Here is a 26,685-nt window from a genome sequence, read left to right as displayed (position 1 = left end):
CATCACGCCCGCGCCGCCACCATCCCCCGCTCCGAGCGCGTCCACGCGACCAGCGCGCCGACGCCGAGCAGCGCGAGGCACACGATCGGCACGATCATCGGCCCGAACGCGGTGCCCGTCACCTTGCCCGCGAACGGCATCAGGTTCTGGCTGAAGAAGCCACCGAGGTTGCCGATCGAGTTGATCGCCGCGACGCTCGCGGCCGCCCGCGCGCCGGTGAAATAGCGCGGCGGCATCGACCAGAAGCACGGATACAGCAGCGGGATGCACGCGCCGCCGAGCACGAGCGCGATGAAGCGCAGCGGCGTCGACGGCAGCACGAGGCTCAGCAGGAAGCCGAGCGCGCCCAGCGCCGCGACGATCGCGATCGTGCGCAGGATGCTCTTCGCGCGCCGCAGCTTCGACGGCAGCCACACCAGCAGCACCACCGCGAGCGCCCACGGCAGCATGCTCAGGAACCCGTTCGTCGTGCTCGACACGCCGAACGATTTCACGATCGTCGGCAGCCAGTACGTGACGCCGTACAGCGACGTCGACATCAGCATGTAGGTCGCCGCGAACAGCATCACGCGCGGATCGAGCAGCGCCTTCCACGGCCGGCCGTGCTCGGCCTGCGCCGGCTTCTCGCGCTCCAGCGCGGCCGCGACGATCTGCTTCTCGCGCTCGTCGAGGAACCGCGCTTCGCGAAACGATGCGGGCAGCACGCGGAACACGACGATCGCGACGACCACGGCCGGAATGCCCGTCGCGACGAACACCCACTGCCAGCCCGCCAGCCCCCACACGCCGTTCAGGCTCAGCAGCAGGCCGCCAACGAGCGAGCCGAGCATGTTCGCGAGCGCGCTGCCGAGCGTGAAGATGCCGAGCACCTTCGCGCGGTAGCTCTGCGGGAACCACAGCGTCAGGTAATAGATCACGCCCGGATAGAAACCGGCCTCGGCGATGCCGAGCACGAAGCGCAGCGAGCAGAACGCCGGCATCGACGTCGTGAAGCCCATCAGCACCGTGATGAGCCCCCACGTCAGCATGATCCGCGCGAGCCACACGCGTGCGCCGTAACGATGCAATGCGAGCGTGCTCGGCACCTCGAACAGCAGGTAGCCGATGAAGAACAGCGACGACGCGAGCCCGAACGCGGCTTCCGTCATCCCGAGGCTGTGCACCATCTGCAGTTTCGCGAAACCGACGTTCTGCCGGTCGATGAACGCGATCAGGAACATCACGACGAGGATGGGCAGCAGGCGCCGCGCCATCTTCGACATGATGCGCTGCTCTTCGGCGGACGCGGGGTCCAGGGTGTCGGTAGCGTTCACTTCAGGCTCCTTGCGTGAATCGGTTGCATATCGGTTGAATCGGTGAATCGGTTGAATCGGCGCCGCGCGTGACGAATGCGCCGGCGTCACAGGGTTCGATGAATGGATTCGGTTGGCCGCAGGCGTGGCTCAACCCGACCGGTAGTCGTCGAGCATCGGCGCGAACATCTCGTGCCACGCGCGCGGCTTCGCCTTGATCGTGCCGGCCAGGTACAGGAATTCGACGTAGTCCATCAGCTGGTTCGGCAGCACCGAGAAGCGCGTGTCGGGCGCGGCGAGCATCCGCATCACGTCGTCGTGCGACACGCCGACGCCCGACGACGCCGCATACAGCGCCGCCGCCGCACGCGGGTCCTGCGCGATCAGGCGATTCGCTTCGTCGAGCGCGCCGAGAAACGCGACGGCGAGCGCCGGCTCCGCATCGACGAGCCGCTTCGGCGCGAACACGACGTCGAGCGTCATCGGGCCGAGCACGTCGACCGAGCTCACCACGCGATGGATGCCCGGCTGCCGCAATTCGAGCGTCGAGAACGGCGGCGACGTGAAGTGCGCGGTCACGCCGTTCTCGCGGCGGATCAGCGCCTGCATCGCCTGCGGATGCGGCAGGTTCACGGTGATCGAATCGAGCTGCGCGAAATGCCTGGGGCCGAGCTGCCGGCTCGCGACCATCTGCAGCACGACCGCCGACAGCGACGTGCGGATGCCCGGCACCGCGATCCGGTCGGACGGCGCGAAGTCGCGCAGCGACACGAGGCCCGGCCGGTTCGCGTTGAGCGACAGCGACGTGGTCGACAGCCCGCTGATGCCGATCACCTCGACGTTCGGAATGCCGCGCGCCCGCGCCCATAGCTCGATGAAACCCGGCGCGCCGGCGCCCGCGAAATCGAGCGTGCCGGCCATCATCGCGTCGTTGACGGAATTGCCGCCGTCGAGCAGCACCCATTCGACCGCGACGTCGCGCACGCCGTGGCGCGCCGCATGCCGCTCGAACAGCCGCTGCTTCTCCATCACGAGCAGCGGCAGGTACAGCACGCCATAGCCTTTCGAGATCCGCACCGTGCGCGGCTTCGCGCGCACCAGCGCCGGCGCCCCGAGCACGCCCAGCACGCCGAGCCCGGCGGCGATCAACGCGCGGCGACGCGGCGACGTCGTCATGCACGCACCGTCGACGTGCGGCGAACGGCCAGCCGCCACGCGCGGGCCGGCGTAGCGCCGCGGCGCGCGTTCGTCGTGCCCGTGACATGCTGCATGTTGCCGTCTCCTTGAATATTTCTGGTATTAATGCCGTCCTTGCATCCTGCTTCCGGCTCGACACAGGTTATCGACCGAGTCTGAGAAAATGCTGACATCCCGGCCTCGGGAAAACCCCTAACCCCTCTACCTGCAAACGGCACCATGCGTATTCTCGTCGTGGAGGACGATGCCGAAATCGGCGCGGCGATCCGCGGCCGCCTGGCCCGGCTCGGCCACGCCGTCGATCTCGAAACCGACGGCGCGACCGCGAACGGGCTGCTGCGCGTCGAGCGTTTCGATCTCGTCGTGCTCGATGCGAATCTGCCCGGCATGGACGGCTTCACGGTCCTGCGCAACCTGCGCGCGTCGGGCAGCACGACGCCCGTGCTGCTCGTCACCGCGCGCTCGGCGATCGACGACCGTGTGAGCGGCCTGGGCCTCGGCGCCGACGACTACCTCGTGAAGCCGTTCGACTACCGCGAGCTCGACGCACGCGTGCAGGCGCTCCTGCGTCGCAACAGCGGCCACGCGAACGACGTGCTGACGCTCGGCGGCCTCGTGATCGACCGCAGCAGCCGCCTCGCGGAACTCGACGGCCAGCCGCTGTCGCTGTCGCGCCAGGAATTCGCGCTGCTCGAAATCCTCGCGAGCCGCCCGCAGCGCATCTTCTCGAAGGAAGAACTGCTGAACCAGTTGTTCAGCTTCGGCAACGAGCCGACCGCGAACGCGGTCGAGCAATACGTGACGCGCGTGCGCAGGAAGCTGCAGGGCAGCTCGGTCGAGATCCGCACCGCCCGCGGGATGGGGTATCAGATTGCCGCGCATTGACTGGTTTCCGAAGACGCTGTTCGGGCGCACGCTGCTGTTCATCGCGCTCGTCGTCGCGACCGGCGCGCTCGCGCTCGCGGCGATCGCGCGCTACTACGCGGGCGTCGCGGCCGAACGCGCGTACGACCAGTTGCTGGCGGGCGCGTCGATCCAGGTCGCGGAAAACCTCTACGTGCAAGGCGGCGTGCTCGCGCTGAATCCGCCGGTGGCCGCGCTGTCGACACTGTCGCGCTACGACCTCGTCTATTACAAGGTGGTCGATTCGCGCGGCGTCGTCGTGGCCGGCTACAACGACCTCGCGAGCCCCGCGACGCTCGCCGCCGCGAAGCAGGGCCCCGCGTTCGCGAACGCCGTCTACCAGGGGCACCGGATCCGCACCGCGACGATCGCGCGCTACATGCCCGAGGAAAGCACGCCCGGCTGGGCGCTCGTGACGGTTGCGCAGACAACCAACGCGCGCCAGCAGCTGACGAACGACATGAGCCTCAAGGTGTGGACGTTGATCCTGCTGATGAGCGTGCTCGCGGTCGGTGCGAGCGGCCTCGCGATCCGGCGCGGCCTGCGCCCGCTCGCGCAGATCGGCGCGATCATCGCCGCGCGCGACCCGGCCGACCTGCGGCCCGTGGCCGTCGATACGCCGAGCGAAATCGACGCGATCATCGGGTCGATCAATGGCCTGATGCACCGCCTCGCCGAGCGGATCAACGCGATGCAGCGCTTCATCGCCGACGCCGCGCACCAGATGCGCACGCCGCTCGCGCGGCTCGACGCGCAGATCGAGCTGCTCGACGGCGAATCCGACCCCGCGCGTCACGCGGCGCGGCTCGATGCGCTGCGCGCGACCTCGTCGGACGTCGGCCGGCTCACCGGGCAGTTGCTCAATCACGCGATGGTGATTCATCGCACCGAGGCCGTGCCGCTGCAACCGGTCGACCTCGTCGCGCTCGCGAAGGAGGTGCTGGGCCGCACGATTCCGCTCGCCGGCGAGCGCGACGTGGCCGTTGCGTTCGCGAGCGACGCGCCGCATGCGTGGATCGACGGCGATGCGATCAGCCTGCAGGAAGCATTGTCGAACGTGCTGCACAACGCGCTGCTGCATGGCCATGCGGACGACATCGTCGTGTCGGTCTCGACCCAGGGCAACGCGGATCAAGCGGTGACGCTGACCGTCACCGACAACGGGCGCGGGATACCGCGCGAGCACTGGGACGCGGCATTGCAGCCGTTCGTGCGGATCGCGCCGGACGGCAGCGAGCGGCGCACGGGGTCCGGGCTCGGGCTCGCGATCGTGCAGGAAGTGATGAAGGCGCACGGCGGGCGCGTCGGGTTCGCGTTTCCCGATGCGGGCGGGTTCGCGGTGGTGCTGACGTTTCCGCGGCCGGCGACGACGCACGCCGCACGCGACGCTTAGACAACCGCGGATCCAGCGCAGGCCCGCTCGATCGAACGCCGCCGGGCGACACGCGTTCAGTCGTCGCTGTCCCGATCGTCGCCGGTGTTGCGCTGCGCGTGTCGCGCAACCCGTTGATCCAGCGCGTCGTACTGACGGTCGCAGAACAACCGGCACAACGCATCGACGTCGACGCGCCTTCTCACGTCGATCGTCTCGACGTGCTGCTCCAGCTTTCCCTTGCCGATCCCGAAGAGCCCCTTCTTCATCCGCATGGACACCACATTCAGCTGGAAGCCGTCCGAATGCGCATCCGTCAACGCAGTCACCCACAGCTCGCGCTGATCGTCGGCCTGCTGCAGCACGAGCGCCGGCAGCGGGCCGTCCTGCGTCTCGTTCCATTCGACGTGCTGGGCCGCCCAAGGGAACGCATCGAATGCGTGAACGAACGACGCGTAGTCGGTCGCGCCCTGCTGATCGAGCTGATTGAAATCGTAGCCGACTTTCTGGATGGAACAGGTCAACATGGCGCGGCAACCCCGTGGTGTTCGAAATCAGGAGAGCGTCAATCTACCGCGAATTTCGGTATCCGTTACGATTTTTCCGGTCGGCGCATGAACGCACATTCGCCGTCGCCGAGCGGTGATCTTCGAGGTAAGTGCCGGCCAGCCTGACGAGCTCGCGCTTCAGTTTTGGATTCCCCAGCAGCCCGCGCCGCGCCGCGTTGTGCACGACACCTTCGAACGCGGACGACAGCACCTGCGCGGTCAACGTATCGGCCTTGACCGGCGCACGCCCTCGACACGCGGCAACGATCAGCGCATACCGGCGCAGATATTCCTTCTGAAATGCGTCATACGCGTCTTTCGCACCGCCCGGATCGGGGAGATCGAGCAGCGCCCGGTGCAGCGCAGGGTAATCGCGGTGCGCGGCGATCAGGTCGCCGATCAGACCTTCGAGCCGACGCCCGGCGCTCGCCTGACGGTCATGCGCGCGCTGCAGCACGGCGAGCACGTCGTCGAAATGGCGACGCCGAATCGCATCGACCAACGCGAGCTTGTTCGGGAAATACTGATACACGGAGCCGATGCTCACCCCAGCGACTTGCGCGACCTCGTTGGTCGTGAATCCGGCCCATCCGTGCTTGTCGAGAACGCGAGCCCCGGCCGTGACGATCACGTCCACCGTCGCACGCGAACGAGCCTGGCGCGGGGCTTTGCGCATCGCGGCGGCGGCATTGGAAACGCGAGTGGACATGCGGGCTCCCACTGAAAATAATGGTGACGAAGCTCACATATTAGGTGAACCCGACGAGGAAACGACCATGAGCGCGAACGCACTCCTGTCCCGCATGCTGCGCTACCAGGCATGGGCCAATGACGAAATGCTGAAGGCGATGTCGGGGCTCGACGCGGAGCGGCATGCGCAAGCACGTCATCTCGCGCTGCGGCTGATGAACCATTGCCTCGTGGTGAACCGGATATTCGCCGCGCATCTGAGCGGCGAGCGTCACGGCTTCGTGTCCGACAACACGCCTGACACGCCGGAGCCGGAAGCGCTGCGCGCGGCATTCGCCACGCTCGATCGCTGGTATCTCGACTATGTGGCAACCGCCACACCCGACATGCTGTCGGAATCGATTCCCTTTCTGTTTACCGATGGCGACAACGGATACATGACGCGCGAAGAGATGCTGACCCATGTCGTCACGCACGGCGGCTATCATCGTGGCGAAGCGGGCAGACTGATGGTTCAGGCGGCTGCGCTCTCGGCACAGGATATCGAGCTCCCGTGGGACACGTACGCGGTTCACTTGCATCGGACAGAGCCCGAGCGCAGGCTTCAAGGCAAGCTCGGCGACGCGCACTCAGCGAATGCCGGGCGATGAAACGCGCCACGCCCACTACACCGCCACCGCCTCCCCACCGAGATACGCATCGCGCACGCGCTCGTCGTCGAGCAGCGTTTTCGCGGGCCCTTCCAGCACGACGCGCCCCGTCTGCAGCACGTACCCGTAGTGCGCGATCTCCAGCGCGAGGCTCGCGTTCTGCTCGACCATGAACACCGTCACGCCTTGCCGGTTGATCGCGTCGATCAGTTCGAGCACCTTGTCGACGTAGAGCGGCGACAGTCCCATCGTCGGCTCGTCCATGCAGATCAGCTTCGGCCGCGCCATCAATGCGCGCGCCATCGCGAGCATCTGCTGCTCGCCGCCCGACAGCGTGCCCGCGCGCTGCGCAAGCCGTTCGCGCACCCGCGGAAACAGGTCGAGCACACGCTCGTAGTCGTCGGCCACCGCCGCGCGATCGCCGCGCGTGTATGCACCCATCAGCAGGTTCTCGCGCACGCTCATGTCGGCGAACAGCCGCCGCGCCTCCGGCACGGCCGCGATCCCGCGCCGCACGCGCTGCGGCGTCGCGAGCGCCGTCACGTCGTCGCCGTCGAAACGCACGACGCCGCGCTTCGGCCGCATCAGCCCGAGAATCAGCTTCATCGTCGTCGACTTGCCGCTCGCGTTACCGCCGAGCAGGCTGACGATCTGCCCGCGGCCGACTGCGAAGTTCACGTCGAAGTGCACCTGCACCGGTCCGTAGAACGTGTCGAGATGTTCGAGTTTCAGCAGCGCATCGGTCATGGTCGTATCGGGTTCCGGGGATAGTACGCTCATGCGGCCGCCTGCACGGTCCGATCGGCCGACGTGCCGCCCGCATGACGGCGGCCGAGATAGGCCTCGATCACGCGCGGATCGTGCCGCACGTCGCGCGGCGCGCCCTCGGCGATCTTCACACCGTTGTCGAGCACCATCACGCGGTCGGACACGCGCATCACGAGTTCGAGCTTGTGCTCGATCAGCAGGATCGTCAGGCCGCGCGCCTTCAGCGACTGGATCAGTTGCAGCATCTCGGCCGTCTCCGTCTCGTTCATCCCGGCCGTCGGCTCGTCGAGCAGCAGCAGGCGCGGATGCAGCGCGAGCGCGCGGCCGATCTCCACGCGCCGCCGGTTCGCATACGACAGGCTGTGCGCCGGATGATCGATGCGCGGCGTGAGCCGTTCGCCGAAGCCGGCGACGATCGCGCGCGCTTCTTCGCGCAGTTCGGCTTCCTCGCGCCGCACCGACGCGGGCCGCACGAGCGCGCGCAGCACTTCGGCGGCCGCGCCGAGCGCCGGCCAGCCCGGCCGTGCCGCGCGCAGCCGCGCATGCGCGCCGATCAGCACGTTGTCGAGCACGCTCAGGTTGCCGAACACGCGACCGTGCTGGAACGTGCGCGCGATGCCGAGCGCCGCGAGCCGTTCCGGTGCGGTGCCGGTGATGTCGCGTCCGTCGAACGTCACGCGGCCGGCGTCGGGCCGGTCGGCGCCCGCGATCAGGTTGAACAGCGTCGACTTGCCCGCGCCGTTCGGGCCGATCACGCTCAGCAGTTCGCCGTCGGCCAGCGTCAGGCTCGCGCCGTCGAGCGCGGTCACGCCGTCGAAGCGGCGCGTCAGGCCCTGCACGTCGAGCAGGGGTCGAGTGGTGATCATCGCATTCCTCCTCACACCGTGCCGAGCAGGCCCTGCGGCCGGAACCGGACGAGCAGCAGCAGCACGAGGCCGTAGATCAGCATCCGGTAGTCGGCCGCCCAGCGGAACAGCTCGGGCAGCCCGATCAGCGCGATCGCGCCGACGATGCCGCCGAGCACGTTGCCGAGCCCGCCGAGGATCACCATCGTCAGCGCGAGGATCGACACCTGCGAATCGAAGGTCTGGTGATTGATGTAGCTGTACAGATGCGCGGCAATGCCGCCGCTCACGCCCGCCGCGACGCCGCCGACCGCGAACGCGATCGCCTTGTAGCGGTTCGGCGCGATGCCGTGCGCACGCGCAGCCACATCGTCCTCGCGCACCGCGCGCAGCGTGCGGCCGAGATGCGAACGCAGCAGCCGCACCTGCACGAGCGCGAACACGACGAGCACCGCGAACGTGAACCAGTACGCGGCGCGCGCGGTGGTCGCCCACGGCAGCGGCGCGATGCCGGTGATGCCGAGCGGGCCGCGCGTCAGGCCGTCCCAGTTCAGGATCACGAGGCTCACCACTTCGCCGATGCCGAGCGTCGCGATCGACACGTAGTGCCCGCGCAGCCGGAACGCCGGATAGACGAGCAGCGTGCCGAGCACGGCGGTGATCACGCCCGCGCACGGAATCGTCACGGCCGGCGACCAGCCGAGATCCGACGACAGCAGCGCCGACGCATACGCGCCGATCACGAGCAGCGCGGCGTGGCCGAGCGAGATCTGCCCGACCGTGCCCGCGACGAGCGTGAGGCTCAGCGCGAGCAGCCCGTACAGCCACGCGTTGGTCAGCGTCTGCAACACGTACGGCGATGCGCCGAGCCACGGCAGCACGGCCGCCGCCGCGATCAGCACGACGAGCACCGGGCGCGGCACGCGCACGGCTTTCGCGGCGGCGAGGAAGGTGCCCGTCATCGGCTCGGGCGGCAGCGCGCGATTCGCGCTGAACAAGCCGTTCGGCCGCCACACGAGGAACACGATCAGCAGCCCGAACGCGAACAGGTCGCGATAGCTGGTGCCGAACAGCGCGACGCCGTAGCTTTCGACGAGACCGAGCAGCAGGCTGCCGGCGATCGCGCCCGGCACGTTGCCGAGCCCGCCGATCAGCAGCGCGACGACGCCTTTCAGCGTCGCCTGGAAACCCATCGCCGGATCGATGCTGTTGTAGTACATGCCGACCAGCAGCCCGCTCACGCCGCCGAGCGCGCACGCGATCGCGAACACGGTCTGGTTCACGCGATCGACGTCGACGCCCATCTGCAGCGCCGCGTCGCGATCCTGCGCGGTCGCGCGCACGGCCCAGCCGAGCCGCGTGAAGCGCAGGAAACCGTACAGCAGCGCGGCCGCCGCGATGCCGATACCCGCGATCAGCAGGTCGAGCGAGCCGAGCGTCGCGCCGGCGATCCGCACGTGCCAGTCGGGCAGCGGCGTCGGCACCGCGCGCGGGTCCGCGCCGAACGCGAGTTGCGCGAGCTGGTCGAGGATGAAGCTGATGCCGATCGTCGCGAGCAGCGGCGCGATGCGCGCGGCATGGCGCAGCGGCCGCAGCCCGATCCGTTCGATCGCGATGCCGAGCGCGCCGCAGCCGACCACGACCGCCGCGAGCGCGACGGGTAGCGGCAGCCCGAAGCGCGTCAGGCACAGCCAGCCGATGAATGCGCCGACCATGTACACCGAGCCGTGCGCGAAGTTGATCAGGTGCGACACGCCGAAGATCAGCGCGAGCCCGACCGCGAGCAGCGCGTAGATGTTGCCGACGATGAGGCCGTTGAGCGTGTAGTCGAGCCAGGAAGCCATTACGATGCGTCCGTCAGGTGCAGGCGGTTCAGGTCGGGTTCAGCGCGCCGCGAGCTGCGGCTTCGCGCCGTCCCACAGCGCCCACTGCCCCTGCTTCACCACCAGATACACGGTGCGCGCGCCCGCCACGCGGCGCGTCTGCGGATCGAAGCGCACCTTGCCGAAGATCACGCTCGGCACGTCGCTGATCTTCGCGAAGCCGTCGTGCGCGGCCTGGCGCGTCGTGCCGTAGCGGCGCAGCACTTCCGCCGACAGGATCAGCGCGTCGTACGCGCGCGCCACGAACGAATCGGGATCCGCGTGGAATTTCGCGCGATAGCGCTGCACGAACGCCTGCACCTCGGGGCGCGGTTCGGCCGGGAAGAAGTTCGATTCGGTGTAGACGCCTTCGACGGCCGTGCCGCCCAGTTCGAGGAACTTCGGCGAATACACGGAGCCCACCGCCGCGATCGGCAGTGCCACGCCCGACGTGCGCGCCTGACGCACGATCTGCGCGCCGTCGGCGTAATAGGAGATCAACACGATCGAATCGGGCTTCGATTCACCGATGCGCACGAGCGTCGAGCGGAAATCCTTCTCCGCCGGCTGGTAGCCTTCGGCCGCGACGACCTGCGCGCCGAGCCCCGCCACCGCCTTCGCGAAGATGTCCTTGCTGGTGCGGCCCCAGTCGGTGTTCAGGTACAGCACCGCGATCCGCTTGAAGCCGAGTTCCTTCACCGCATAGCGCGCGAGCAGCGGCTGCTCCTCGGCCTGGCTCAGCGCGGTGCTCCACAGATAATCGCCGCCCTTCGTGAAATCCGGATGCGAATTCGTGAAGCCGAACTGGATCAGTTGCCCGCGCTGGTAGATCGGCGACGCGGCCATCGACGTCGCGCTCGAGAAATCGCCGAGTTCGATCGCGATGCGCGGATCGGCGACGAACTTCTGCGCGATCGCCACCGCCTGGCGCGGGTCGCTGCGGCTGTCCTGGAAGTCGATCGCGAGCGGGCGGCCATGAATGCCGCCGCTGCCGTTGATCTCGTCGAGCGCGAGATCGAAACCGCGCTTCCACTGCTCGCCGTACTGCGCGTCCTGGCCCGTGAGCGGGCCGCTCACGCCGATCACCACCGGCTCGCCCGACACGCCGGCCGCGAGCGCGCCGCCCGTCGACAGCCCCCATGCGGCAGCGAGTGCCGCCACCGTGCCCAGCACGCGTCGCCATGCGCCGCGCGCGTCGTTCCCCGAAACGTTCATGCGTCCCCCAGCTTCAGTCAGTCGAAAAGAGTGAGGGCATGTAACCATCCGGTTCAGGACGATCCAACGAAGTTTTGCGCATATCGATATCGCATGCGGCGCGAAGCAAGCGACGCTCGCGAACGGTCGTCTGTCCGTCGCGCATCAGGCGAAGTACGGGCCTGCATCGCATCGCATTGATTCGATTGGCGTTTCGTTCTCGCGACCTCGCGCAACCGGCGCGCATACGCGCACCACCGGCCGCCGCGACGATCGCGCCCTTCGCAGTTTTCCCGCTGTCGATAGCAAAAATCATTATATGAATCACGCATGCTCGCGCTCCTACAATGCGCAAATTGCATCATCGGAACGCGTCATGGAGCTGCATCAACTCGAAGCTTTTTCCGCGGTCATGTCGGCCGGCAGCGTGACCGGCGCGGGCGAACTGCTCGGCCGCTCGCAGCCGGCCGTCACGCGGCAGATCCAGGAACTCGAGGCCGATCTCGGCTACGCGCTGTTCGACCGGCATGGTCCGCGCGTCACGCCGACGCGCCGCGCGTTCCTGCTGTACGAGGAAGTCGAACGCTCGCTGGTCGGCCTGCGTGCGATCGAGGCGCGGGCGCGCGCGCTCGGCGACGAAACCGCCGAACCCGTGCGCATCGCGGCCACGCCGTCGCTCGCGGCCACGCTCGTGCCGGCCGCGCTCGCCGCGCTGCCCGACGACGCGCATGCGCCGCACTATCAGTTGCGCAGCGAATCGGCCGAGCACGTCGTGCACGAGGTGCTGGCCGGCACGGCCGATGTCGGCGTCGTCACGCTGCCGATGGCGCATGCCGGGCTCGACGTGCACTGGATCGCGCAAACGCCGTGCGTCGCCGTGCTGCCGGCCGACGATCCGCTCGCGGCGAAACCGCGCATCGCACTGCGCGACCTCGCGCGGCGCCGTATCGTGACGGTCGCGAACCGGCATCGGCTGCGTCAGCGGATCGACGCGGCATTCGCGGCCGCGCGCGTCGATGCGCGCGTGTTCATCGAAACCAATGCGTCGCTGAATGCGGTGATGGCCGCGCGCGCGGGCATCGGGATCGGCATCGTCGATCCGGCCACGGGCGTCGCGCTGCCGGTGGACGGCGTCGTCGCACGCCCGCTCGACGTCGACATCCCGTTCGCGTTCGGCGTCGCGACGCCGGCCGGCAAGACGCGCACGGCGGCCGTCGAGGCGCTGCTCGACGCGCTGCATCGCACGACGCGCGCGCTGCTCGACGACGTGATCTTTCACGACGCCGCCGCGCACGATGCGCTGCTGCGCGGCGACCGGTTGCGCACCGAGCGGGGGTCGCGCCCCGTTCGAACGACACGTGCGCGCCGCGCGCGCCCGGAGGCCGCATGACGAGCCAGCTCGACGCACTCGAAGCGCGGCTCGCGCAGGACCTGCGCTGGCTCGACCTGCCCGCGCCGTCGTGGGTGCCGTCGCGCGAAGCGGACGGCGTGCGCGTGCTCGACGTCGCGATCGTCGGCGGCGGAATGGCCGGGCTCGCGGCTTCCGCCGAGCTGCGCCTGCTCGGCATCGACAACCAGTGCGTGATCGACCGCGCGCCGGCCGGCTACGAAGGCCCGTGGGTCACGTTCGCGCGGATGGAGACGCTGCGTTCGCCCAAGCAGCTCGCGGGCCCCGCGCTCGGCCTGCCCGCGCTGACGTTCCGCGCCTGGTTCGAAGCGCAATACGGCCGCGACGCGTGGGACGCGCTCTACAAGATCCCGCGCCCGCAATGGATGGACTACCTGCGCTGGTATCGGCGCGTGCTCGACCTGCAGGTACGCAACGACACGACGCTCGTCGCGCTGCGCCCGCGCGACGACGGGCTGCTCGCGCTCGACGTGCGCGGCAACGGCGAAGCACAGACGCTGCTCGCGCGGCACGTCGTGCTCGCGACCGGCCGCGACGGGCTCGGCGGCCCGTATGTGCCGCCCGTCGCGCAACGTGCGCCGCGCACGCGCTGGGCCCATTCGTCCGAGCCGATCGACTTCGCCGCGCTCGCGGGCAAGCGCGTCGGCGTGGTCGGCGCGGGCGCGTCCGCGTTCGACAACGCGGGCACCGCGCTGGAAGCGGGCGCCGCGCGCATCGACCTGTTCTTCCGTCGCGCGGACATTCCGCGCATCAACAAGCTGACCGGCATCGGCAGCCCGGGCCTCGTGCACGGCTACGCCGATCTCGACGACGCAACGAAGTGGCGCTTCATGCACTACGCGCTGACGTCGCAAACGCCGCCGCCGCGCGACAGCGTGCTGCGCGTCTCGCGCCACGACCATGCGCACTTTCATGCGGGCAGCCCGATCGAGACGCTCGCCGACCATGCGGACGGGCTGGAAGTAACGACGCCGCGCGGCCGCTACACGGTCGATTTCCTGATCTTCGCGACGGGTTTTCATTCGGACTGGACGACGCGCGACGAATTCGCGTCGTTCGGCGCGCACGTGCGGCGCTGGAAGGATCGCTACCAGCCGGACCCGGCGCTGCGGCTCGACGAGCTCGCCGAGTCGCCCGATCTCGGCCCCGCGTTCGCGTTCCAGGAGCGCGAGCGCGGCGCCTGCCCGGCCGTCACGCGGATTCATTGCTTCAACCATGCGGCGAGCCTGAGCCACGGCAAGCTGTCCGGCGACATCCCGGCGATCAGCGCGGGCGCGGAGCGGCTGGCACGCGGAATTGCGAGCCGGTTGTTCGATGCCGATCGCGACCGCCACTACGACGCGCTCGTCGCCTACGCGAATGCGGAGTTGCAGGGCGACGAATGGCGCGACGCCGACGCCCTCGATCACTTTGACGACGAAGGAACACCGAAACGATGACTGACTCCATCACGCCGGCCGCCGTGCCGGATACGATCGACGCGGCAGCCGGCCTGCGGGAAGGCGACGCCGTCGCCGCGCTGCGCCGCGCCCGCGACAAGGTGCTACTGCCGACGCAACTGAGCGAAGCCGCGCTGTTCGATCCCGCGTTACCCGATCTTTCGCTGATCGAGCGGCTGCACACGGCACGGTATGTCGCGCGGCAGTCGAATGCACACGCGCTGGCCGACATCTATCGGGCCCGGCTGCTCGACGCGGGCGGCACGCTCGACGACATCGAACGGGCGGATGCCGACGCGCTCGACGCACTGCCGCGCCGCCTCGGCGCGATCCTGTTGCACGCGAAGCGCCTGACGCACGCCCCGGCCGACGCGCGCGCATCCGATCTCGACGCGCTGAAATCGGCCGGGCTCACGACATCCGCGATCGTCGCGCTGTCGCAGCTCGTCGCGTTCGTCGCGTATCAGTTGCGCGTCGCCGCGGCCGCGCGGGAACTTCAGGCACGTGCCGCCAGGGAGGCCGCATGACGACGGCAGCCCACGGCTTCACGTCCGACACGCTCGGCTGGCGTGCGTGGCTCGACACGGTATCGCTCGACACGGCGACACCCGATCAGCTCGCGGTGCTCGAAGCGAGCCACCCGCAAGCGAAGACGTCCGACTATTACCTGCTGCTCGTCCACCTTCCCGACATCCTGCGGCAGCGCTCGGGCGTATTCAACGCGATCATGTACGGCCCCGGCGGGCTGTCGCGCGCGGAGCGCGAACTGGCGAGCACGGCGGTGTCGCGCGTGAACGGCTGCGTGTACTGCGCGTCGGTGCATGCGCAACGCTTCGCGCAACTCGCGAAACGCACCGATGCGATCGAGCAGGTGTTCGACGATCCGGCGACGGCCGGCACGACGGCGCGCGAACGCGCGATCGTCCGCTACGCGATCGCGTTGACCGAACGGCCCGACGCGATCGGCGAAGATGACATTGCGGCGCTCGAAGTCGAAGGGTTGACGCACGAGGAGATTCTCGACCTGTCGCACGCCATCGCGATCTTCGCGTGGGCGAACCGGTTGATGCTGACGCTCGGCGAGCCGGTGTTCCCTGCACCGGCGGCCACGGCCTGACCGCAGCGAAAGAGGTGGCGCAGGCCCCGCCCGCGTCACGCCTTGTGCGTCGACAACAAGATGCTCGTCTCGGTATTGGCGATTCCGTCGATCAGCCGGATCGCGCCGAGCACGCGATCGAAGTGTTCGAGCGAATCGGCATGCAGCTCGGCGACGAGATCCCAGCGCCCGTTCGTGCTGTGGATCGACGCGACGTTCGGATGCCCGCGCAGCACCTTCACCACCTCCGCGCCGCGATTGCCCTGCACCGCGATCGACATCAGCGCGCGAATCCGGTGCCGTTCGGCGGCCGGCTTGAGCCGTACCGTATAGCCGACGATCACGCCGTTTTTCTCGAGCCGCGTGAGGCGGTTCTGCACGGTCGCGCGCGCCACGCGCAATTCTTTCGCCAACGCGACGACGGGCAGTCGCGCGTTGTCGCGCAGCAGCGCGATGAGCTGACGGTCGACGTCGTCGAGCGTGATCATGAACGGCTTTCCTGTTGAGCGTGAACCGGCCGCCAGCGTGCCGGAGGCCACCCGTTCCGGCCAGCGTGAACTGTTCAAAGTGCCGGAAATGGCTGGCAATTTGCCAAGTCTATCGAGAAATCTGCCACTTTTGCCGTCTTTTTGTTGGCTCGACTCACGGAAATAATGACTCCATCGACCGGCCGACCCGCCGCGCCGCTGCTTTTTCAGCAAGCCCGGATTCGCGCCGACACCCCGCCCGGTCGACCAGAACGCCCGGACACCCGTACCGGCACCGAATATGGAGACAGACCGATGACTCGCTTCCTCGACGTTCCCGCCACCGCCCGCCTGATCGCCAGGACCGGCGTCACGACGTTCCTGCGCGAACTCGTCGACACGCTGCGCGCCGACTACCTGCACTGGGCCGATTTCGACAAGTCGCCGCGCGTCGCGTGCCACTCGCGCGACGGCGTGATCGAGCTGATGCCCGTCGCGAACGCGTCGCTGTTCGCGTTCAAGTATGTGAACGGCCATCCCGTCAATGCGGCGCGCGGGATGCACACGGTGATGGCGTTCGGCGCGCTCGCCGAAGTCGATACCGGCTACCCGCTGCTGCTCGCCGAACTCACGCTCACCACCGCGCTGCGCACGGCCGCGACGTCGGTCCTCGCCGCGCAGGCGCTCGCCCGGCCCGATTCGCGCACGATGGCGCTGATCGGCAACGGCGCGCAAAGCGAATTCCAGGCGATCGCGTTCCACACGCTGCTCGGCATCGACGAAATCCGCGTGTTCGACGTCGATCCGCGCGCAACCGACAAGCTCGTGCGAAATCTCGCCGCGTACCCGAAATTGCGGGTCGTGCGCGCGGCCTCGACCGCCGACGCCGTGCGCGGCGCCGACATCGTGACGACCGTCACCGCCGACAAGGCATACGCGACGATCGTCACGGCCGACATGATCGAGCCCGGCATGCATCTGAACGCCGTCGGCGGCGATTGCCCGGGCAAGACCGAACTCGAGGCGGGCGTGCTGCACGCGGGCCGCGTGTTCGTCGAATTCGAGCCGCAGTCGCGCATCGAGGGCGAGATCCAGCAGATGCCGGCCGACTTCCCCGTCACCGAGCTGTGGCGCGTGCTGCAGCGCGAGACGACCGGCCGCGAGCGAGCGGACGAAGTCACGGTGTTCGACTCGGTCGGCTTCGCGCTCGAGGATTACTCGGCGCTGCGCTACCTGTACGCGCTCGCGCAGCAGCACAACGCGGGCGTCGAGATCGCGCTGATTCCGCCGGCCGTCGATCCGAAGAACCTGTTCGCGCTGATCGACGACCCGGCCGCGATCGCGCACGGCCACGCGGCGTTCGTGACCGAAGCCGTCGCCGCGTTCGCGCGCTGACCGTCAGCGGCGGGCGGCCCCTGCGCCGCCCGTTTTCCTCCCTCCGCTCCCGCCCTTCATGAATCTCGTATCGATCCAGGCGCCGTCCGCCGTCGTGATGATCCGGCCGCACCGCTTCCTGCCGAACCCGCAGACCGCGGCCGACAACGCGTTCCAGCGCACGGCCGCAGACGGTGCGTGCGACACCTCGTCGATATCGGCCGCCGCGCGCGACGAAGTCACGGCCGCCGCGCGCACGCTCGCCGATGCGGGTGTGCGCGTGCACGTGTTCGACGACCACGGCGAGCGCGACACACCCGACTCCGTGTTCCCGAACAACTGGTTCTCGACGCATCCGGGCGGCCATGTCGCGCTGTATCCGATGCACTGCCCGAACCGTCGCCGCGAGCGGCGGGCGGACGTGATCGAGATGCTGAAGGCCGAGTACCGCGTGCAGGACGTGATCGACTACTCGGGCCTCGAATACGACGACGTGTTCCTCGAAGGCACCGGTGCGATGGTGCTCGACCACGTCGCGCGGATCGCGTACACCGCGCGCTCGCGCCGTGCCGATCCGGTCGCGCTCGAACGCTTCTGCACGCACTTCAACTTCGAGCCGATCTGCTTCGACACGGCCGACGCGAACGGCAAGCCGATCTATCACACGAACGTGATGATGAGCGTCGCGACCGAGTTCGCGATGGTCGGCCTCGACCTGATCGCCGACAGCCGCCGCCGTGGCGAGATCGCGCAACGCCTGAGCGAAACGGGGCGTGCTGTGATCGCGCTCGACCACGCGCAGATCGCGAATTTCGCGGGCAATACGCTGGAATTGTCGGGGAAGGATGGGCGCGTGCTCGCGCTGTCGCGGCGTGCGTTCGACTGCCTCACGCACGACCAGCGCGCGGTGATCGAACGCTCCGCGCGGCTGCTGCCGCTCGACGTGCCGACGATCGAGCTGGCCGGCGGGTCGGTGCGCTGCATGCTCGCGGGGATACATCTCGCGCGGCGCTCGATGGCGGCACGCGACGGCGCGGCAATCGAATCGATGGAACGGGAGCGCGAAGCGGTGTCGCACGCCTGACTGTAGCGGGTTCTGAGGTCGCGCTACCGTTGACGCGACCGGATGCTTCGACCTGCGAACGAGATCGAAGCATCCGGTCGTGCTTTCAATCGGCCAGCAACTTCAACCCCGCCGGCAGCGTTTCGCCGAATACGCGCGCCGTATCGGCTTCGTCGAACGCGATCGCTTCACGGACCATGTCGATCCACGCCGCCGATGCATTCGCGGCCGACAGGCGCTTGATGACGGCCTCGCGCGTGTCGTCCGGCAAGTCGCGCGAGCGGTCGCCCGTCATCCGCGCGATCTGCGCGGCCGCGAACGCGGCCGGCTCGACCTGCTTCCAGTCGAGCGCGAACAGCGCATCGAGCCAGCCGCCAACGATTTCCGCCGGCACGACACTGTGCGCGCTGCCGTAGAACGGCCGCCGCGCACCGATCCGCCCGAGCGCCCATGCACACAACGCGCGTTCGGCCGGCTTCTGCAGTTGCACGATCAGGCGCTCGGCGAGCTCGACCTTGCGCTCGACGGGCAACCGTTCGAGCGACGCGGACAACCGCGTCATGTCGGCCGGCCCGACCTTGGCCGGATCGAACGGCAGCTTGCGCCGCTTGTCGTCGGACGGTTCGAGGAACGCGATCGCGTCGCGCACCTGCGTCTGCGCATCGTCGTCGAGGCCGCCGGCCACGCGCCGCCACAGCGTCCACCACTCGGACCACACCTGCGCATCGGTCACGTATTGAATGCCGTCGTCGAACAGCGGCCACAGTTGCTCGATGCGCCACGCGTCGAGCGGATGACCGAATCCCGGACGCAGGCAATAGCCGGCGAGATTCAGCCACGCGCGCTCGTGATCGGCCGAGCGACGGCGCCGCCGCGCCCGTGCGAGCAATGCGTCGAACAGTTCGCGCGCGAGCGCGACGTCCCAGTCTTCGCGGGCGCCGAGCACCTGCTCGAGTTGCGCGCGCAACCGGCGCGTGTCCTTCGGCGTCACGCCCGCGGCCTTGCTGCCGAACGAGCGCTCGATCAGCTCGATCGCCTGGTCGAGCCGCGGATGCCGCGCGGACGCCGCATCGTCGCCGTGCCCCGGCGCATCGCCGCGCAACTGGAATTCGAGCCGCCAGCGGCGCGCCGCGTCGTCGGTCGCGATGCAATGCATTTCGAGCGTGCCGACCTCGGTCAGCGACGCGGTGAGCTTCACCGGCGTTTCGCGCGCGTCGCCACCCGCCTTCGCGTCGACGACCGTCGCGATCGGCGGCAGCCGCACGAAATCGCCGCCGTCGAGATCGACGAGATCGCCGGGTCGGTACTTCGTGTCGGCCACCGTCGATACGAGGTGGAACCGCACCGGCTGCCCGAGCTGCAGCGCGAACGTGCGATCGTCGAGCCGGATCTCGCGTCCCTCTTCCGCGCCGCGCGGCAGCAGGCAGACGCCGCGGGCGGCAGAATCGTCCGCACCGTCGTCGAGCACGAGGAAATAGCTGCGCGCGGAGCCGCCGCCGATGCGCGGCGCATGGCCGGCACGCGCGAGCCCGTAGGCCACCGCGCCACGCGCGACGGCCACGTCGGGATGCGCGTTGTGCAGCACGTCGAGCGGCGCGCCGCGCCACGCACCGAGCGTCTGCGCAAGCCGGCCGGCGAGCGCGCCCGCGCGGAACACGCCGCCGTTGAGCAATAGCGTGTCCGGCAGCGGGCCTTCCGCATGACGATTCAGGAACGCGGCGACGTGGCGCGTGACGGCCGCGTCGCTCGCATACGGCAAGCCGAATTCGACGATCGCCGCGCGCGCCCGGCGCGGCAGTTCGCCGGCCTCGACCTGCGGAAAGAACCCGTCGACGACGATCTGCTCGACTTCCTGCCGCGTCAGCTCGGCCGAGCGCGCGCCGCCGACGAGCTTGCTGCCCGCGCCGAGCAGCGTGACGGTGGCGGACGCCGGCGCGTCGTCGCCGAGCAGCCGCTCCTTCGCCGCGCGGCAGCGCTCGACGAGCTGCGACAGGCTCGCGGCCGACAGCCGCGTACCGGGCTCGGTCAGCCGTGACTCGACCAGGCGCGCGAGCGCGAGGTCCATGTTGTCGCCGCCGAGCATCAGGTGGTTGCCGACGCCGACGCGCGTGAAGGTCGGCTCGCCATCGTCGCCCGGCGCGACGTCGACGAGCGTGAGGTCGGTCGTGCCGCCGCCGACGTCGCAGATCAGCACGCGCCGCGCCGCGGCGAACGTCTCGCGCAACGTGTCGCGCTGGCCGTACAGCCAGTCGTAGAACGCGGCTTGCGGCTCTTCCAGCAACCGCAGCGCCGGCAGCTTCGCGCGCCGTGCGGCCTCGACGGTCAACGCGCGCGCGCCGTCGTCGAACGACGCGGGCACCGTCAGGATCACGTCCTGCCGCGCGAGCGGCGCGTCGGGAAAATGCGCGTCCCACGCGTCGCGCACATGCGCGAGATAGCTCGCGCTCGCCTCGACCGGCGACACCTTGTCGACGCCGTCGGCCGCGCCCCACGGCAGGATCGCCGCGAGCCGATCGACCGACGCGTGCGACAGCCAGCTCTTCGCGCTCGACACGAGCCGGCCCGGCACCTGCGCGCCCAGCGTGCGCGCGTAGCGGCCGATCACGGCCGGCGGCGCGCCGACCGCGCCCGCCTTCGTGTCGGCCTTCGGCTCGGCCGCCCACGGCAGCCGCAGCGCGTCCGGCGGCAGCTCGCCCGCCGCCGGGTGATAACGCACCGACGGCAGCAGCGGCTGCGCGGCCACCGCGCCGGGCCCGACGAGTTGCTCGACGTCGAACACGCGGATCGCGTCGGAACCGGCCTCGACGTACGCGACGACCGTATTGCTCGTGCCGAGGTCGATGCCGACCGTATAACGCTTCATCGCGCTCAGGCGGCGCCGCGCACGTCGAACTCGACCTTCCAGCGCTCGTTCGTGCCGCTCGGGATCGCCTCGAGTTCGAGCGTGCCGGCTTCGGTCACGCGCGCGTGCAGCTTCACCGGCACGACTTCGCCGACGGTGCGCCCTTCGGCGGGCAGCGTCGCCTGGATTTCCTCCAGCTCCTGCAGCTCTTCCGGCGACCAGTAGTCGAGCAGCGTGCCGACCTGATCCTGGCGGCGCACCGACGAGCCGAAGAAGCGGAACTGCACCGGTTCGCCGACGACGAGGCCGAACTCCTGCGGCGGCAGCGCCGCGTCCGAGCCTTCCTCCATCCCGAACGGCGCGACGCACAGCGCCTGCACCGGCGGCTCGAGCCCCGGCACCGCGGGCATCGCCGATTCGATCGCGACGTAGTACGCACGCGCCGTGCCGCCGCGAATGCGCACGCCACGGCCGCGCTTCACGTAGCCGTAGTACGCCGCGCCGCGCGCGACCGCGAGATCGAGATCGGCGCCTTCGAGCAGGCGCGCGGGCGGCGCGCCTTCGGCGGCGAGCCAGCCGTTGAGCGTGTCGAGCACGCGCTGCGTGAGCAGCGTCGACTTGAACACGCCGCCGTTGAACAGCACGGCGGTCGGATGCAGGAACGTCGCGCCCTGCGGCAGCGTGCGCTGCACGCCTTCGAGCGTGTCGAGCGCCGCGACCTGGCGGCCGAGGAACGCCGCGAGATGGCGCGTGATGCCGGCGTCCTGCGCATACGGCAGGCCGAGCTGCGTCAGGCCGACACGCGCGCGGCTCACCGGCCGCGCGGCGGCATCGACTTGCGGGAAGAAGCCTTCGAGGATCGTCTGCGTGAGTTCCGCGCGCGTCAGTTCCGTGCGGATCGAGCCGCCGATCAGCTTCGAGCCGCGGCTCGGCACGACGAGCGGCACCGCATCGGTGGTCGGGTCGGACAGCAGCGTTTCCTTGGCCGAGCGGCACGCGTAGGTCAGCGCGCGCAGTTGCCACGGATCGGCCTGCGTGCCCTGCTGCGCGAGCTTGCGTGCGACCACGTGCGCGAGGGCGAGGTCCATGTTGTCGCCGCCGAGCAGGATGTGCTCGCCGACGGCCACGCGATGCAGTTCGAGATTGCCGTCGCGCTCGACCACCGCGATCAGCGACAGGTCGGTCGTGCCGCCGCCGACGTCGACGCACAGGATCAGGTCGCCGACCTGCACCTGCTTGCGCCAGCCGCCCTCGCTCTTCTGGATCCAGCTGTACAGCGCCGCTTGCGGCTCTTCCAGCAGCGTCATCCGCGAATAACCGGCGGCACGCGCGGCTTCCGCCGTCAGTTCGCGCGCGGCCGGATCGAACGACGCGGGGATCGTGACCGTCACGTCCTGGTCGGCGAACGGCGCGTCGGGATGCGCGTGGTCCCACGCTTCGCGCAGGTGCGTCAGGTAGCGGATCGAGCTTTCCAGCGGCGACACACGGGCCACTTCCGGCGGTGCATCGCTCGGCAGGATCGCCGCGCGGCGGTCGACGCCCGGATGGCACAGCCAGCTCTTCGCGCTCGACACGAGGCGGATCGGCGTGCCGGCGCCGCGCGTGCGCGCCATCTCGCCGACCGCGAACGCGCGCGAGGCCGTCCACGGCAGCGTCAGGTCGCCCTGGGTCAGCTCGCTTTCATGCGGCAGGTAGAGGAACGACGGCAGCAGGTCGCGCGATTCCAGCGCGCCGGGCGCGGTGAGCTGCGCGATCGGCAGCACCTGCTGCACGATCTTTTCGCCATCGCTCGTGCTGCTGTCGACGTACGACAGCGCGCAATGGGTCGTCCCGAGGTCGATACCGATCGAATAGCGCGGATCGCTCACAGTTCCACCTCCGCCGGTGCGATCACCGATGCGTCGTGGCTGCCCGTCAGCTTCGGCAGGCGCACGTCGGACACGCGCCAGCCGCGATGGCTGACGGTGCCGGTAAACGGCGCGGAGCCGACCACGTTGCCCGTCACGCGCACGGCGGTCGCGTCGAAGCCGGCGGGCAGCGTCACGCGGCTGCCTTCGGCTTCGTCGCGCACCGGCACGATCGTGAAGTGTTCGCGCAGCGCGGCGCGGCAGCCGTCGTGCACGAGGCGCGCGGCCGCGCCGATATCGGCGTCCGCGTAGCCGGCGATGTCTTCCTCGACGAAATCGATGAAGCGCGCATCGCGTTGCAGCAGGCCGAGCAGTTGCAGCGCGGCCTGCGGGCTCGCTTCGCGCAGCTCGGGCGCCGGCGCCTTCACCGGCGCGGGGGCGACCGGCGCGGCAGCCGGCGCGGGGGTCGGGGCCGGCGCGACCGGGGCCGGGGCGCCGTCGCGCACGCGCAGCACGCCGGCGGCGAACTCGCGATTGCCGAGCACGGAGAAGAACGTGCCGACGGCCAGCGACAGCCGGCCGAAGAAGGACAGGTTGGATTCGGGCATGGGGTCTGGACTCCTGTGGGCTCGCAGCACGGCGAGCGTTTCTTGCCTGGGCGCCCGGCGGCGGCGTGCGGCATGCGCACCGGCGCCGCCCGGCGCGTGATTCGAACGCACCCTCGCGGGTGCGGAAAACCCGTATTTTGCCCTGTGGCGGACGAACCGGGCAGAAGTCGGGGGACAGAACACGGCGGCGCGGCGGTTTCGGCCGCGCCGGATCGCGCGTCAGATGCGATCGAGCGCGATGCTGCGACGCGTCAGCGCGACTTGCGCAGCCGCGCCGCCTTCGCTTCGAAATCGCGCGACAGCATGCCGAGCGTGACTTCGCCGAAGCGCGCGAGCAGCGACGCTTCGGCTTCCTTCAGCGTCGCCGACAGGTGCGCGTTGACGGCCTGTTCGACCAGGCATTCGGGTGCATCCTCGGGCACCAGGTCGGAAAACAGCGGCGGCTCGCCCACCGCGCGATAGACGTCGAGCAGCGTGATGTCGTCGAGCGCGACGCTCAGCGCCCAGCCGCCGCCGTGCCCCTTCTCCGACTGCACGTAGCCGCAGTCGCGCAACCCGCCGAGCAGGCGCCGCACGACGACCGGGTTCGTGCACAGCATCGTCGCGATCGTCTCCGACGTCAGCGGGCCGTCGGCCTGGTCCATGTGGATCAGCGCATGCAGCATGCGCGACAAACGGCTGTCGGTTCTCACGGGCGAGGCTCCCCTTCTCTCGAAACTTTTGAAGTTGCATGAATGATACCATCGCCCTATCATGCAACTTCTCGTGTTTCATGAGTTGGCCGCCAGCGGAGCACGTGGATCATTCACGCAGGTCCAGAAAGGAGTTGATGCATGCATTCCCATCATGAAGTGATCGTGATCGGCGGCAGCTTCGCCGGGCTGTCGGCCGCGATGCAACTGGCGCGGGCACGCCGCCGCGTGCTCGTGATCGACGCCGGTCGGCCGCGCAACCGCTTTGCCGAACACGCGCACGGCTTCTTCGGCCAGGACGGCAAGCCGCCCGCGCAGATCGTCGCCGAAGCGCGTGCGCAGCTCGCCGCGTATCCGACCGTGCAGCGCATCGACGGCGAGGCACGCACCGCCGAGCGCGACGCGGACGGGCGCTTTCACGTGACGCTGGCCGACGGCAGCCGCGCGAGCGCCGACCGGCTGATTCTCGCGACCGGCATCCGCGACGCGTTGCCCGCGCTGCCGGGGCTGGCCGAACGCTGGGGCATCAGCGTGCTGCATTGCCCGTACTGCCACGGGTACGAGGTCAGCGGCCAGCGGCTCGGCGTGCTCGCCACGCATCCGCTGTCGGTCCATCAGGCGATCCTGATTCCGGACTGGGGCCCGACGACGTGGTTCACGCAGGGCGTGGTCGAACCGAACGACGAAGAAGCCGCGTTGCTCGCCGCGCGCGGCGTGCGCATCGAGCGCTCGCCGGTCGTCGAGATCCTCGGCGATGCGCCGCGTATCGACGCGCTGCGGCTCGCCGACGGTCAGCTCGTGTCGATCGACGCACTGTTCATCGGCGCGCGCACCGACATGGCGAGCGACCTTGCGCAGCAGCTCGGCTGCGCGTTCGACGACGGGCCGCTCGGCACCGCGATTCGCGTCGACACGTGGAAGCGGACGAGCGTCGCCGGCGTATATGCGGCCGGCGACGCGTCGAGCCTGATGACCAACGCGACGTTCGCGTCGGCATCGGGTGTGGCGGCCGGCGTGGGCGCGCACCGGTCGCTGGTTTTCGGGCTGGACGCGTAGGTGGATGGGCAGCCGGGCGTCACGCCGCGCGCGGCGCGGCGTCCACCGCCGGCTGCGCGTCCCCCTCGGCGCTGCACGCTTCCAGCGAAATCCGCCGCGTCTCGCGCCCGTTGAGCCACCACAGGCCGGCCGCGAGCGGCCCCGGCAGCGCAAGCACCAGCAGCACGACCAGCGCGGCCGACGGCGAGCCCGATATTGCGTAAACATTCGTCAGCATCAGCGGCGCGATCACCGCGCCGAGCCGGCCGATCGCGACCGACACGCCGAGCCCCGTCGCGCGAATCCGCGTCGGCAGGATTTCGGACGACACCACATAGCCCGAGATGTACGCCCACGTGACGCCGAACTGGATCAGGCAGTAGCCGAACACCATGCCGGGCAATGCATGCATCGCATAGATGAAGACGATCGCCGCGACGGTGAACGTATAGCTTGCGAACAACGACGCGCGCCGCCCCCAGGCCTCGACCAGGAACGCCGCGACGATGCCGCCCGCGAGCGCCGCGGCGTTGCCGATCATGTAGTAGATCGGCATGTCCGTCGACGCCACCTTCAGGTACGGCAGCAGCACGAGCGCCATCAGCGACAGCACGCCGTACACGACGGCCGCCTGCGAGAAGTTCAGCGCGCCGGCCAGCGCGCAGCGCGCGCGATACGCGCCGAACAGTTCGCCGACGTTGCGCCAGAACGCGGGCGCCTGGTGCGCGAAGCGGGTCGGCGTGTAGCGCTTCGTCAATTGCGCGCGGTCGGCCTGCGCGCGCGGCGCGCGCGCCACGCTCGCGACGATCTGCTCGACGATCGCTTCGGCTTCCGCCACGCGCCCCTGCTGGATCAGCCAGCGCGGCGATTCCGGAATCACGCGGCGGATCCAGAAGAACACCAGCGCCATCGTCGTGCCGAGGCCGAAGCCCACGCGCCATGCCCACTCGGGCGGCAACTGGTTCAGCACCAGATACGACACGGCCGCCGACAGCAGCGCGCCGACCGGAAAACCCGACAGGATCAGCGCGTCGGTCCGGCCGCGATGGCGCGTCGGAATGAATTCGCCCATCGTCGCGGTCACCGCCGAATATTCGCCGCCGACGGCCAGCGCCGTCATCGCGCGGAAGAACAGGAACGATTCGTAGTTCCACGACAGCACGGTCGCGACGCTGAAGCACGCGTACCAGAGCAGCGTCGCGAGGAACAGGCGCTTGCGGCCATAGCGGTCGGCGAGATAGCCGAACGCGATCGCGCCCACCAGCATCCCGAACACCCAGATGCTGACCGCGAGCGAGCCCTGCGCGGCGCTCAGGTGCCAGTGCGACTTCAGCACGCCGAACACGCTGCCGATGATGTTGGTTTCGAACGAATCGAGCGCCCAGCCGACGCCGAGCGCGACCAGCATCAGCGTGTGGAAGCGGGTCCACGGCAGGTTGTCGAGACGCGTGAGCGCGTCCGTTTCGATCGGATGAGACGGTTGCATGATGAGG

Annotated in this window: 24 protein-coding genes; 10 read left to right on the top strand and 14 right to left on the bottom strand. The window is 69.5% G+C overall.

The window, feature by feature from the left end:
* Window positions 1–2 precede the first annotated feature (2 nt).
* On the bottom strand, window positions 3–1,313 hold the full coding sequence (locus KU887_RS28585) for an MFS transporter (protein ID WP_059722417.1): 1,311 nt from the start codon (window positions 1,311–1,313) through the stop codon (window positions 3–5).
* Between the two features lie 129 nt (window positions 1,314–1,442).
* Window positions 1,443–2,468, bottom strand: a complete 1,026-nt coding sequence (locus KU887_RS28580; protein WP_112750757.1) for an ABC transporter substrate-binding protein — start codon at window positions 2,466–2,468, stop codon at window positions 1,443–1,445.
* 240 nt (window positions 2,469–2,708) lie between these two features.
* On the opposite strand from KU887_RS28580, the gene KU887_RS28575 reads away from it, so the two are divergent.
* Window positions 2,709–3,374 carry a response regulator transcription factor gene (locus KU887_RS28575; protein WP_006486117.1) on the top strand — a complete coding sequence of 222 codons (666 nt, stop codon included), beginning with the start codon at window positions 2,709–2,711 and terminating at the stop codon, window positions 3,372–3,374.
* On the top strand, window positions 3,361–4,785 hold the full coding sequence (locus tag KU887_RS28570) for a sensor histidine kinase (protein ID WP_226245146.1): 1,425 nt from the start codon (window positions 3,361–3,363) through the stop codon (window positions 4,783–4,785). The genes KU887_RS28575 and KU887_RS28570 overlap by 14 nt, the downstream gene beginning before the upstream one ends.
* 56 nt (window positions 4,786–4,841) lie before the next feature.
* Here KU887_RS28570 and KU887_RS28565 read toward each other — a convergent pair whose 3' ends face one another.
* Window positions 4,842–5,291 carry a hypothetical protein gene (locus tag KU887_RS28565; protein WP_258256433.1) on the bottom strand — a complete coding sequence of 150 codons (450 nt, stop codon included), beginning with the start codon at window positions 5,289–5,291 and terminating at the stop codon, window positions 4,842–4,844.
* 43 nt (window positions 5,292–5,334) lie between these two features.
* Window positions 5,335–6,021, bottom strand: coding sequence for a TetR/AcrR family transcriptional regulator (locus KU887_RS28560; RefSeq protein ID WP_309138191.1), 687 nt, complete (start codon window positions 6,019–6,021; stop codon window positions 5,335–5,337).
* 67 nt (window positions 6,022–6,088) lie between these two features.
* Here KU887_RS28560 and KU887_RS28555 point away from each other — a divergent pair, with 67 nt between their 5' ends.
* Window positions 6,089–6,652 carry a DinB family protein gene (locus KU887_RS28555; RefSeq protein WP_006486114.1) on the top strand — a complete coding sequence of 188 codons (564 nt, stop codon included), beginning with the start codon at window positions 6,089–6,091 and terminating at the stop codon, window positions 6,650–6,652.
* A gap of 15 nt (window positions 6,653–6,667) precedes the next feature.
* On the opposite strand, the gene KU887_RS28550 is transcribed toward KU887_RS28555, so the two are convergent.
* The 4 genes from KU887_RS28550 to KU887_RS28535 are packed head-to-tail and all read right to left on the bottom strand — an operon-like array spanning window position 6,668 to window position 11,342.
* On the bottom strand, window positions 6,668–7,432 hold the full coding sequence (locus KU887_RS28550; protein ID WP_062885302.1) for an ABC transporter ATP-binding protein: 765 nt from the start codon (window positions 7,430–7,432) through the stop codon (window positions 6,668–6,670).
* Window positions 7,429–8,286, bottom strand: a complete 858-nt coding sequence (locus KU887_RS28545) for an ABC transporter ATP-binding protein (RefSeq protein WP_034202754.1) — start codon at window positions 8,284–8,286, stop codon at window positions 7,429–7,431. Before KU887_RS28545 ends, KU887_RS28550 begins: the two co-directional genes overlap by 4 nt.
* Window positions 8,287–8,297: 11 nt before the next feature.
* The gene (locus KU887_RS28540) at window positions 8,298–10,109 is read right to left on the bottom strand and encodes an ABC transporter permease (protein WP_058902746.1); all 1,812 of its coding nucleotides are present in this window, start codon (window positions 10,107–10,109) and stop codon (window positions 8,298–8,300) included.
* A gap of 39 nt (window positions 10,110–10,148) precedes the next feature.
* Window positions 10,149–11,342: an ABC transporter substrate-binding protein gene (locus tag KU887_RS28535; protein WP_048988388.1), complete on the bottom strand. Its 1,194-nt coding sequence runs from the start codon at window positions 11,340–11,342 to the stop codon at window positions 10,149–10,151.
* Between the two features lie 355 nt (window positions 11,343–11,697).
* On the opposite strand from KU887_RS28535, the gene KU887_RS28530 reads away from it, so the two are divergent.
* From KU887_RS28530 to KU887_RS28515, 4 genes are read left to right on the top strand one after another with little or no spacing between them, the layout of a single operon-like run.
* Window positions 11,698–12,711 (top strand): LysR family transcriptional regulator, encoded by a 1,014-nt coding sequence (locus KU887_RS28530; RefSeq protein WP_034202756.1) that lies wholly within the window; start codon window positions 11,698–11,700, stop codon window positions 12,709–12,711.
* Window positions 12,708–14,168, top strand: coding sequence for an NAD(P)-binding domain-containing protein (locus tag KU887_RS28525; RefSeq protein WP_258256427.1), 1,461 nt, complete (start codon window positions 12,708–12,710; stop codon window positions 14,166–14,168). Before KU887_RS28530 ends, KU887_RS28525 begins: the two co-directional genes overlap by 4 nt.
* Window positions 14,165–14,695: a CMD domain-containing protein gene (locus tag KU887_RS28520; protein ID WP_258256426.1), complete on the top strand. Its 531-nt coding sequence runs from the start codon at window positions 14,165–14,167 to the stop codon at window positions 14,693–14,695. The genes KU887_RS28525 and KU887_RS28520 overlap by 4 nt, the downstream gene beginning before the upstream one ends.
* The gene (locus KU887_RS28515) at window positions 14,692–15,285 is read left to right on the top strand and encodes a peroxidase-related enzyme (RefSeq protein WP_058902743.1); all 594 of its coding nucleotides are present in this window, start codon (window positions 14,692–14,694) and stop codon (window positions 15,283–15,285) included. The genes KU887_RS28520 and KU887_RS28515 overlap by 4 nt, the downstream gene beginning before the upstream one ends.
* A gap of 35 nt (window positions 15,286–15,320) precedes the next feature.
* On the opposite strand, the gene KU887_RS28510 is transcribed toward KU887_RS28515, so the two are convergent.
* Complete coding sequence (locus KU887_RS28510; RefSeq protein ID WP_006479718.1) at window positions 15,321–15,752, bottom strand: Lrp/AsnC family transcriptional regulator; 432 nt, start codon at window positions 15,750–15,752, stop codon at window positions 15,321–15,323.
* Window positions 15,753–16,046: 294 nt separating this feature from the next.
* On the opposite strand from KU887_RS28510, the gene KU887_RS28505 reads away from it, so the two are divergent.
* Entirely contained in the window at window positions 16,047–17,126 is a 1,080-nt protein-coding gene (locus KU887_RS28505; protein WP_062885300.1) for an ornithine cyclodeaminase, read from the top strand.
* A 58-nt stretch (window positions 17,127–17,184) separates the two neighbouring features.
* Window positions 17,185–18,189, top strand: a complete 1,005-nt coding sequence (ctlX, locus tag KU887_RS28500) for a citrulline utilization hydrolase CtlX (protein ID WP_258256423.1) — start codon at window positions 17,185–17,187, stop codon at window positions 18,187–18,189.
* Between the two features lie 85 nt (window positions 18,190–18,274).
* Here the strand turns inward: ctlX and KU887_RS28495 are convergent, their stop codons facing one another.
* The 4 genes from KU887_RS28495 to KU887_RS28480 all read right to left on the bottom strand — a co-directional run bounded on the left by KU887_RS28495 (window position 18,275) and on the right by KU887_RS28480 (window position 24,157).
* The gene (locus KU887_RS28495; protein WP_006495676.1) at window positions 18,275–21,031 is read right to left on the bottom strand and encodes an Hsp70 family protein; all 2,757 of its coding nucleotides are present in this window, start codon (window positions 21,029–21,031) and stop codon (window positions 18,275–18,277) included.
* Window positions 21,032–21,036: 5 nt separating this feature from the next.
* Window positions 21,037–22,878 carry an Hsp70 family protein gene (locus tag KU887_RS28490; protein WP_006484308.1) on the bottom strand — a complete coding sequence of 614 codons (1,842 nt, stop codon included), beginning with the start codon at window positions 22,876–22,878 and terminating at the stop codon, window positions 21,037–21,039.
* Window positions 22,875–23,465, bottom strand: coding sequence for a DUF2760 domain-containing protein (locus KU887_RS28485; protein ID WP_012493132.1), 591 nt, complete (start codon window positions 23,463–23,465; stop codon window positions 22,875–22,877). The genes KU887_RS28490 and KU887_RS28485 overlap by 4 nt, the downstream gene beginning before the upstream one ends.
* Window positions 23,466–23,716: 251 nt before the next feature.
* Window positions 23,717–24,157, bottom strand: a complete 441-nt coding sequence (locus KU887_RS28480; protein WP_059722406.1) for an Rrf2 family transcriptional regulator — start codon at window positions 24,155–24,157, stop codon at window positions 23,717–23,719.
* 141 nt (window positions 24,158–24,298) lie between these two features.
* Here KU887_RS28480 and KU887_RS28475 point away from each other — a divergent pair, with 141 nt between their 5' ends.
* The gene (locus KU887_RS28475) at window positions 24,299–25,213 is read left to right on the top strand and encodes an NAD(P)/FAD-dependent oxidoreductase (RefSeq protein WP_006495679.1); all 915 of its coding nucleotides are present in this window, start codon (window positions 24,299–24,301) and stop codon (window positions 25,211–25,213) included.
* 19 nt (window positions 25,214–25,232) lie between these two features.
* Here KU887_RS28475 and KU887_RS28470 read toward each other — a convergent pair whose 3' ends face one another.
* Entirely contained in the window at window positions 25,233–26,678 is a 1,446-nt protein-coding gene (locus KU887_RS28470; RefSeq protein ID WP_034202764.1) for an MFS transporter, read from the bottom strand.
* Between the last annotated feature and the right edge of the window lie 7 nt (window positions 26,679–26,685).

Source organism: Burkholderia sp. EMB26 (genome assembly GCF_024730645.1).
GTDB classification, from domain to species: domain Bacteria; phylum Pseudomonadota; class Gammaproteobacteria; order Burkholderiales; family Burkholderiaceae; genus Burkholderia; species Burkholderia cenocepacia.
This window is presented reverse-complemented; position numbering and strand designations above follow the sequence as displayed.

Excerpts from the sequence above, each read along its gene's own strand:
- KU887_RS28580 (WP_112750757.1), bottom strand. The coding sequence starts at position 2,468 with ATGACGACGTCGCCGCGTCGCCGCGCGTTGATCGCCGCCGGGCTCGGC.
- KU887_RS28575 (WP_006486117.1), top strand. The coding sequence starts at position 2,709 with ATGCGTATTCTCGTCGTGGAGGACGATGCCGAAATCGGCGCGGCGATC.
- KU887_RS28565 (WP_258256433.1), bottom strand. The coding sequence starts at position 5,291 with ATGTTGACCTGTTCCATCCAGAAAGTCGGCTACGATTTCAATCAGCTC.
- KU887_RS28560 (WP_309138191.1), bottom strand. The coding sequence starts at position 6,021 with ATGTCCACTCGCGTTTCCAATGCCGCCGCCGCGATGCGCAAAGCCCCG.
- KU887_RS28555 (WP_006486114.1), top strand. The coding sequence starts at position 6,089 with ATGAGCGCGAACGCACTCCTGTCCCGCATGCTGCGCTACCAGGCATGG.
- KU887_RS28550 (WP_062885302.1), bottom strand. The coding sequence starts at position 7,432 with ATGAGCGTACTATCCCCGGAACCCGATACGACCATGACCGATGCGCTG.
- KU887_RS28545 (WP_034202754.1), bottom strand. The coding sequence starts at position 8,286 with ATGATCACCACTCGACCCCTGCTCGACGTGCAGGGCCTGACGCGCCGC.
- KU887_RS28540 (WP_058902746.1), bottom strand. The coding sequence starts at position 10,109 with ATGGCTTCCTGGCTCGACTACACGCTCAACGGCCTCATCGTCGGCAAC.
- KU887_RS28535 (WP_048988388.1), bottom strand. The coding sequence starts at position 11,342 with ATGAACGTTTCGGGGAACGACGCGCGCGGCGCATGGCGACGCGTGCTG.
- KU887_RS28530 (WP_034202756.1), top strand. The coding sequence starts at position 11,698 with ATGGAGCTGCATCAACTCGAAGCTTTTTCCGCGGTCATGTCGGCCGGC.
- KU887_RS28525 (WP_258256427.1), top strand. The coding sequence starts at position 12,708 with ATGACGAGCCAGCTCGACGCACTCGAAGCGCGGCTCGCGCAGGACCTG.
- KU887_RS28520 (WP_258256426.1), top strand. The coding sequence starts at position 14,165 with ATGACTGACTCCATCACGCCGGCCGCCGTGCCGGATACGATCGACGCG.
- KU887_RS28515 (WP_058902743.1), top strand. The coding sequence starts at position 14,692 with ATGACGACGGCAGCCCACGGCTTCACGTCCGACACGCTCGGCTGGCGT.
- KU887_RS28510 (WP_006479718.1), bottom strand. The coding sequence starts at position 15,752 with ATGATCACGCTCGACGACGTCGACCGTCAGCTCATCGCGCTGCTGCGC.
- KU887_RS28505 (WP_062885300.1), top strand. The coding sequence starts at position 16,047 with ATGACTCGCTTCCTCGACGTTCCCGCCACCGCCCGCCTGATCGCCAGG.
- ctlX (WP_258256423.1), top strand. The coding sequence starts at position 17,185 with ATGAATCTCGTATCGATCCAGGCGCCGTCCGCCGTCGTGATGATCCGG.
- KU887_RS28495 (WP_006495676.1), bottom strand. The coding sequence starts at position 21,031 with ATGAAGCGTTATACGGTCGGCATCGACCTCGGCACGAGCAATACGGTC.
- KU887_RS28485 (WP_012493132.1), bottom strand. The coding sequence starts at position 23,465 with ATGCCCGAATCCAACCTGTCCTTCTTCGGCCGGCTGTCGCTGGCCGTC.
- KU887_RS28475 (WP_006495679.1), top strand. The coding sequence starts at position 24,299 with ATGCATTCCCATCATGAAGTGATCGTGATCGGCGGCAGCTTCGCCGGG.
- KU887_RS28470 (WP_034202764.1), bottom strand. The coding sequence starts at position 26,678 with ATGCAACCGTCTCATCCGATCGAAACGGACGCGCTCACGCGTCTCGAC.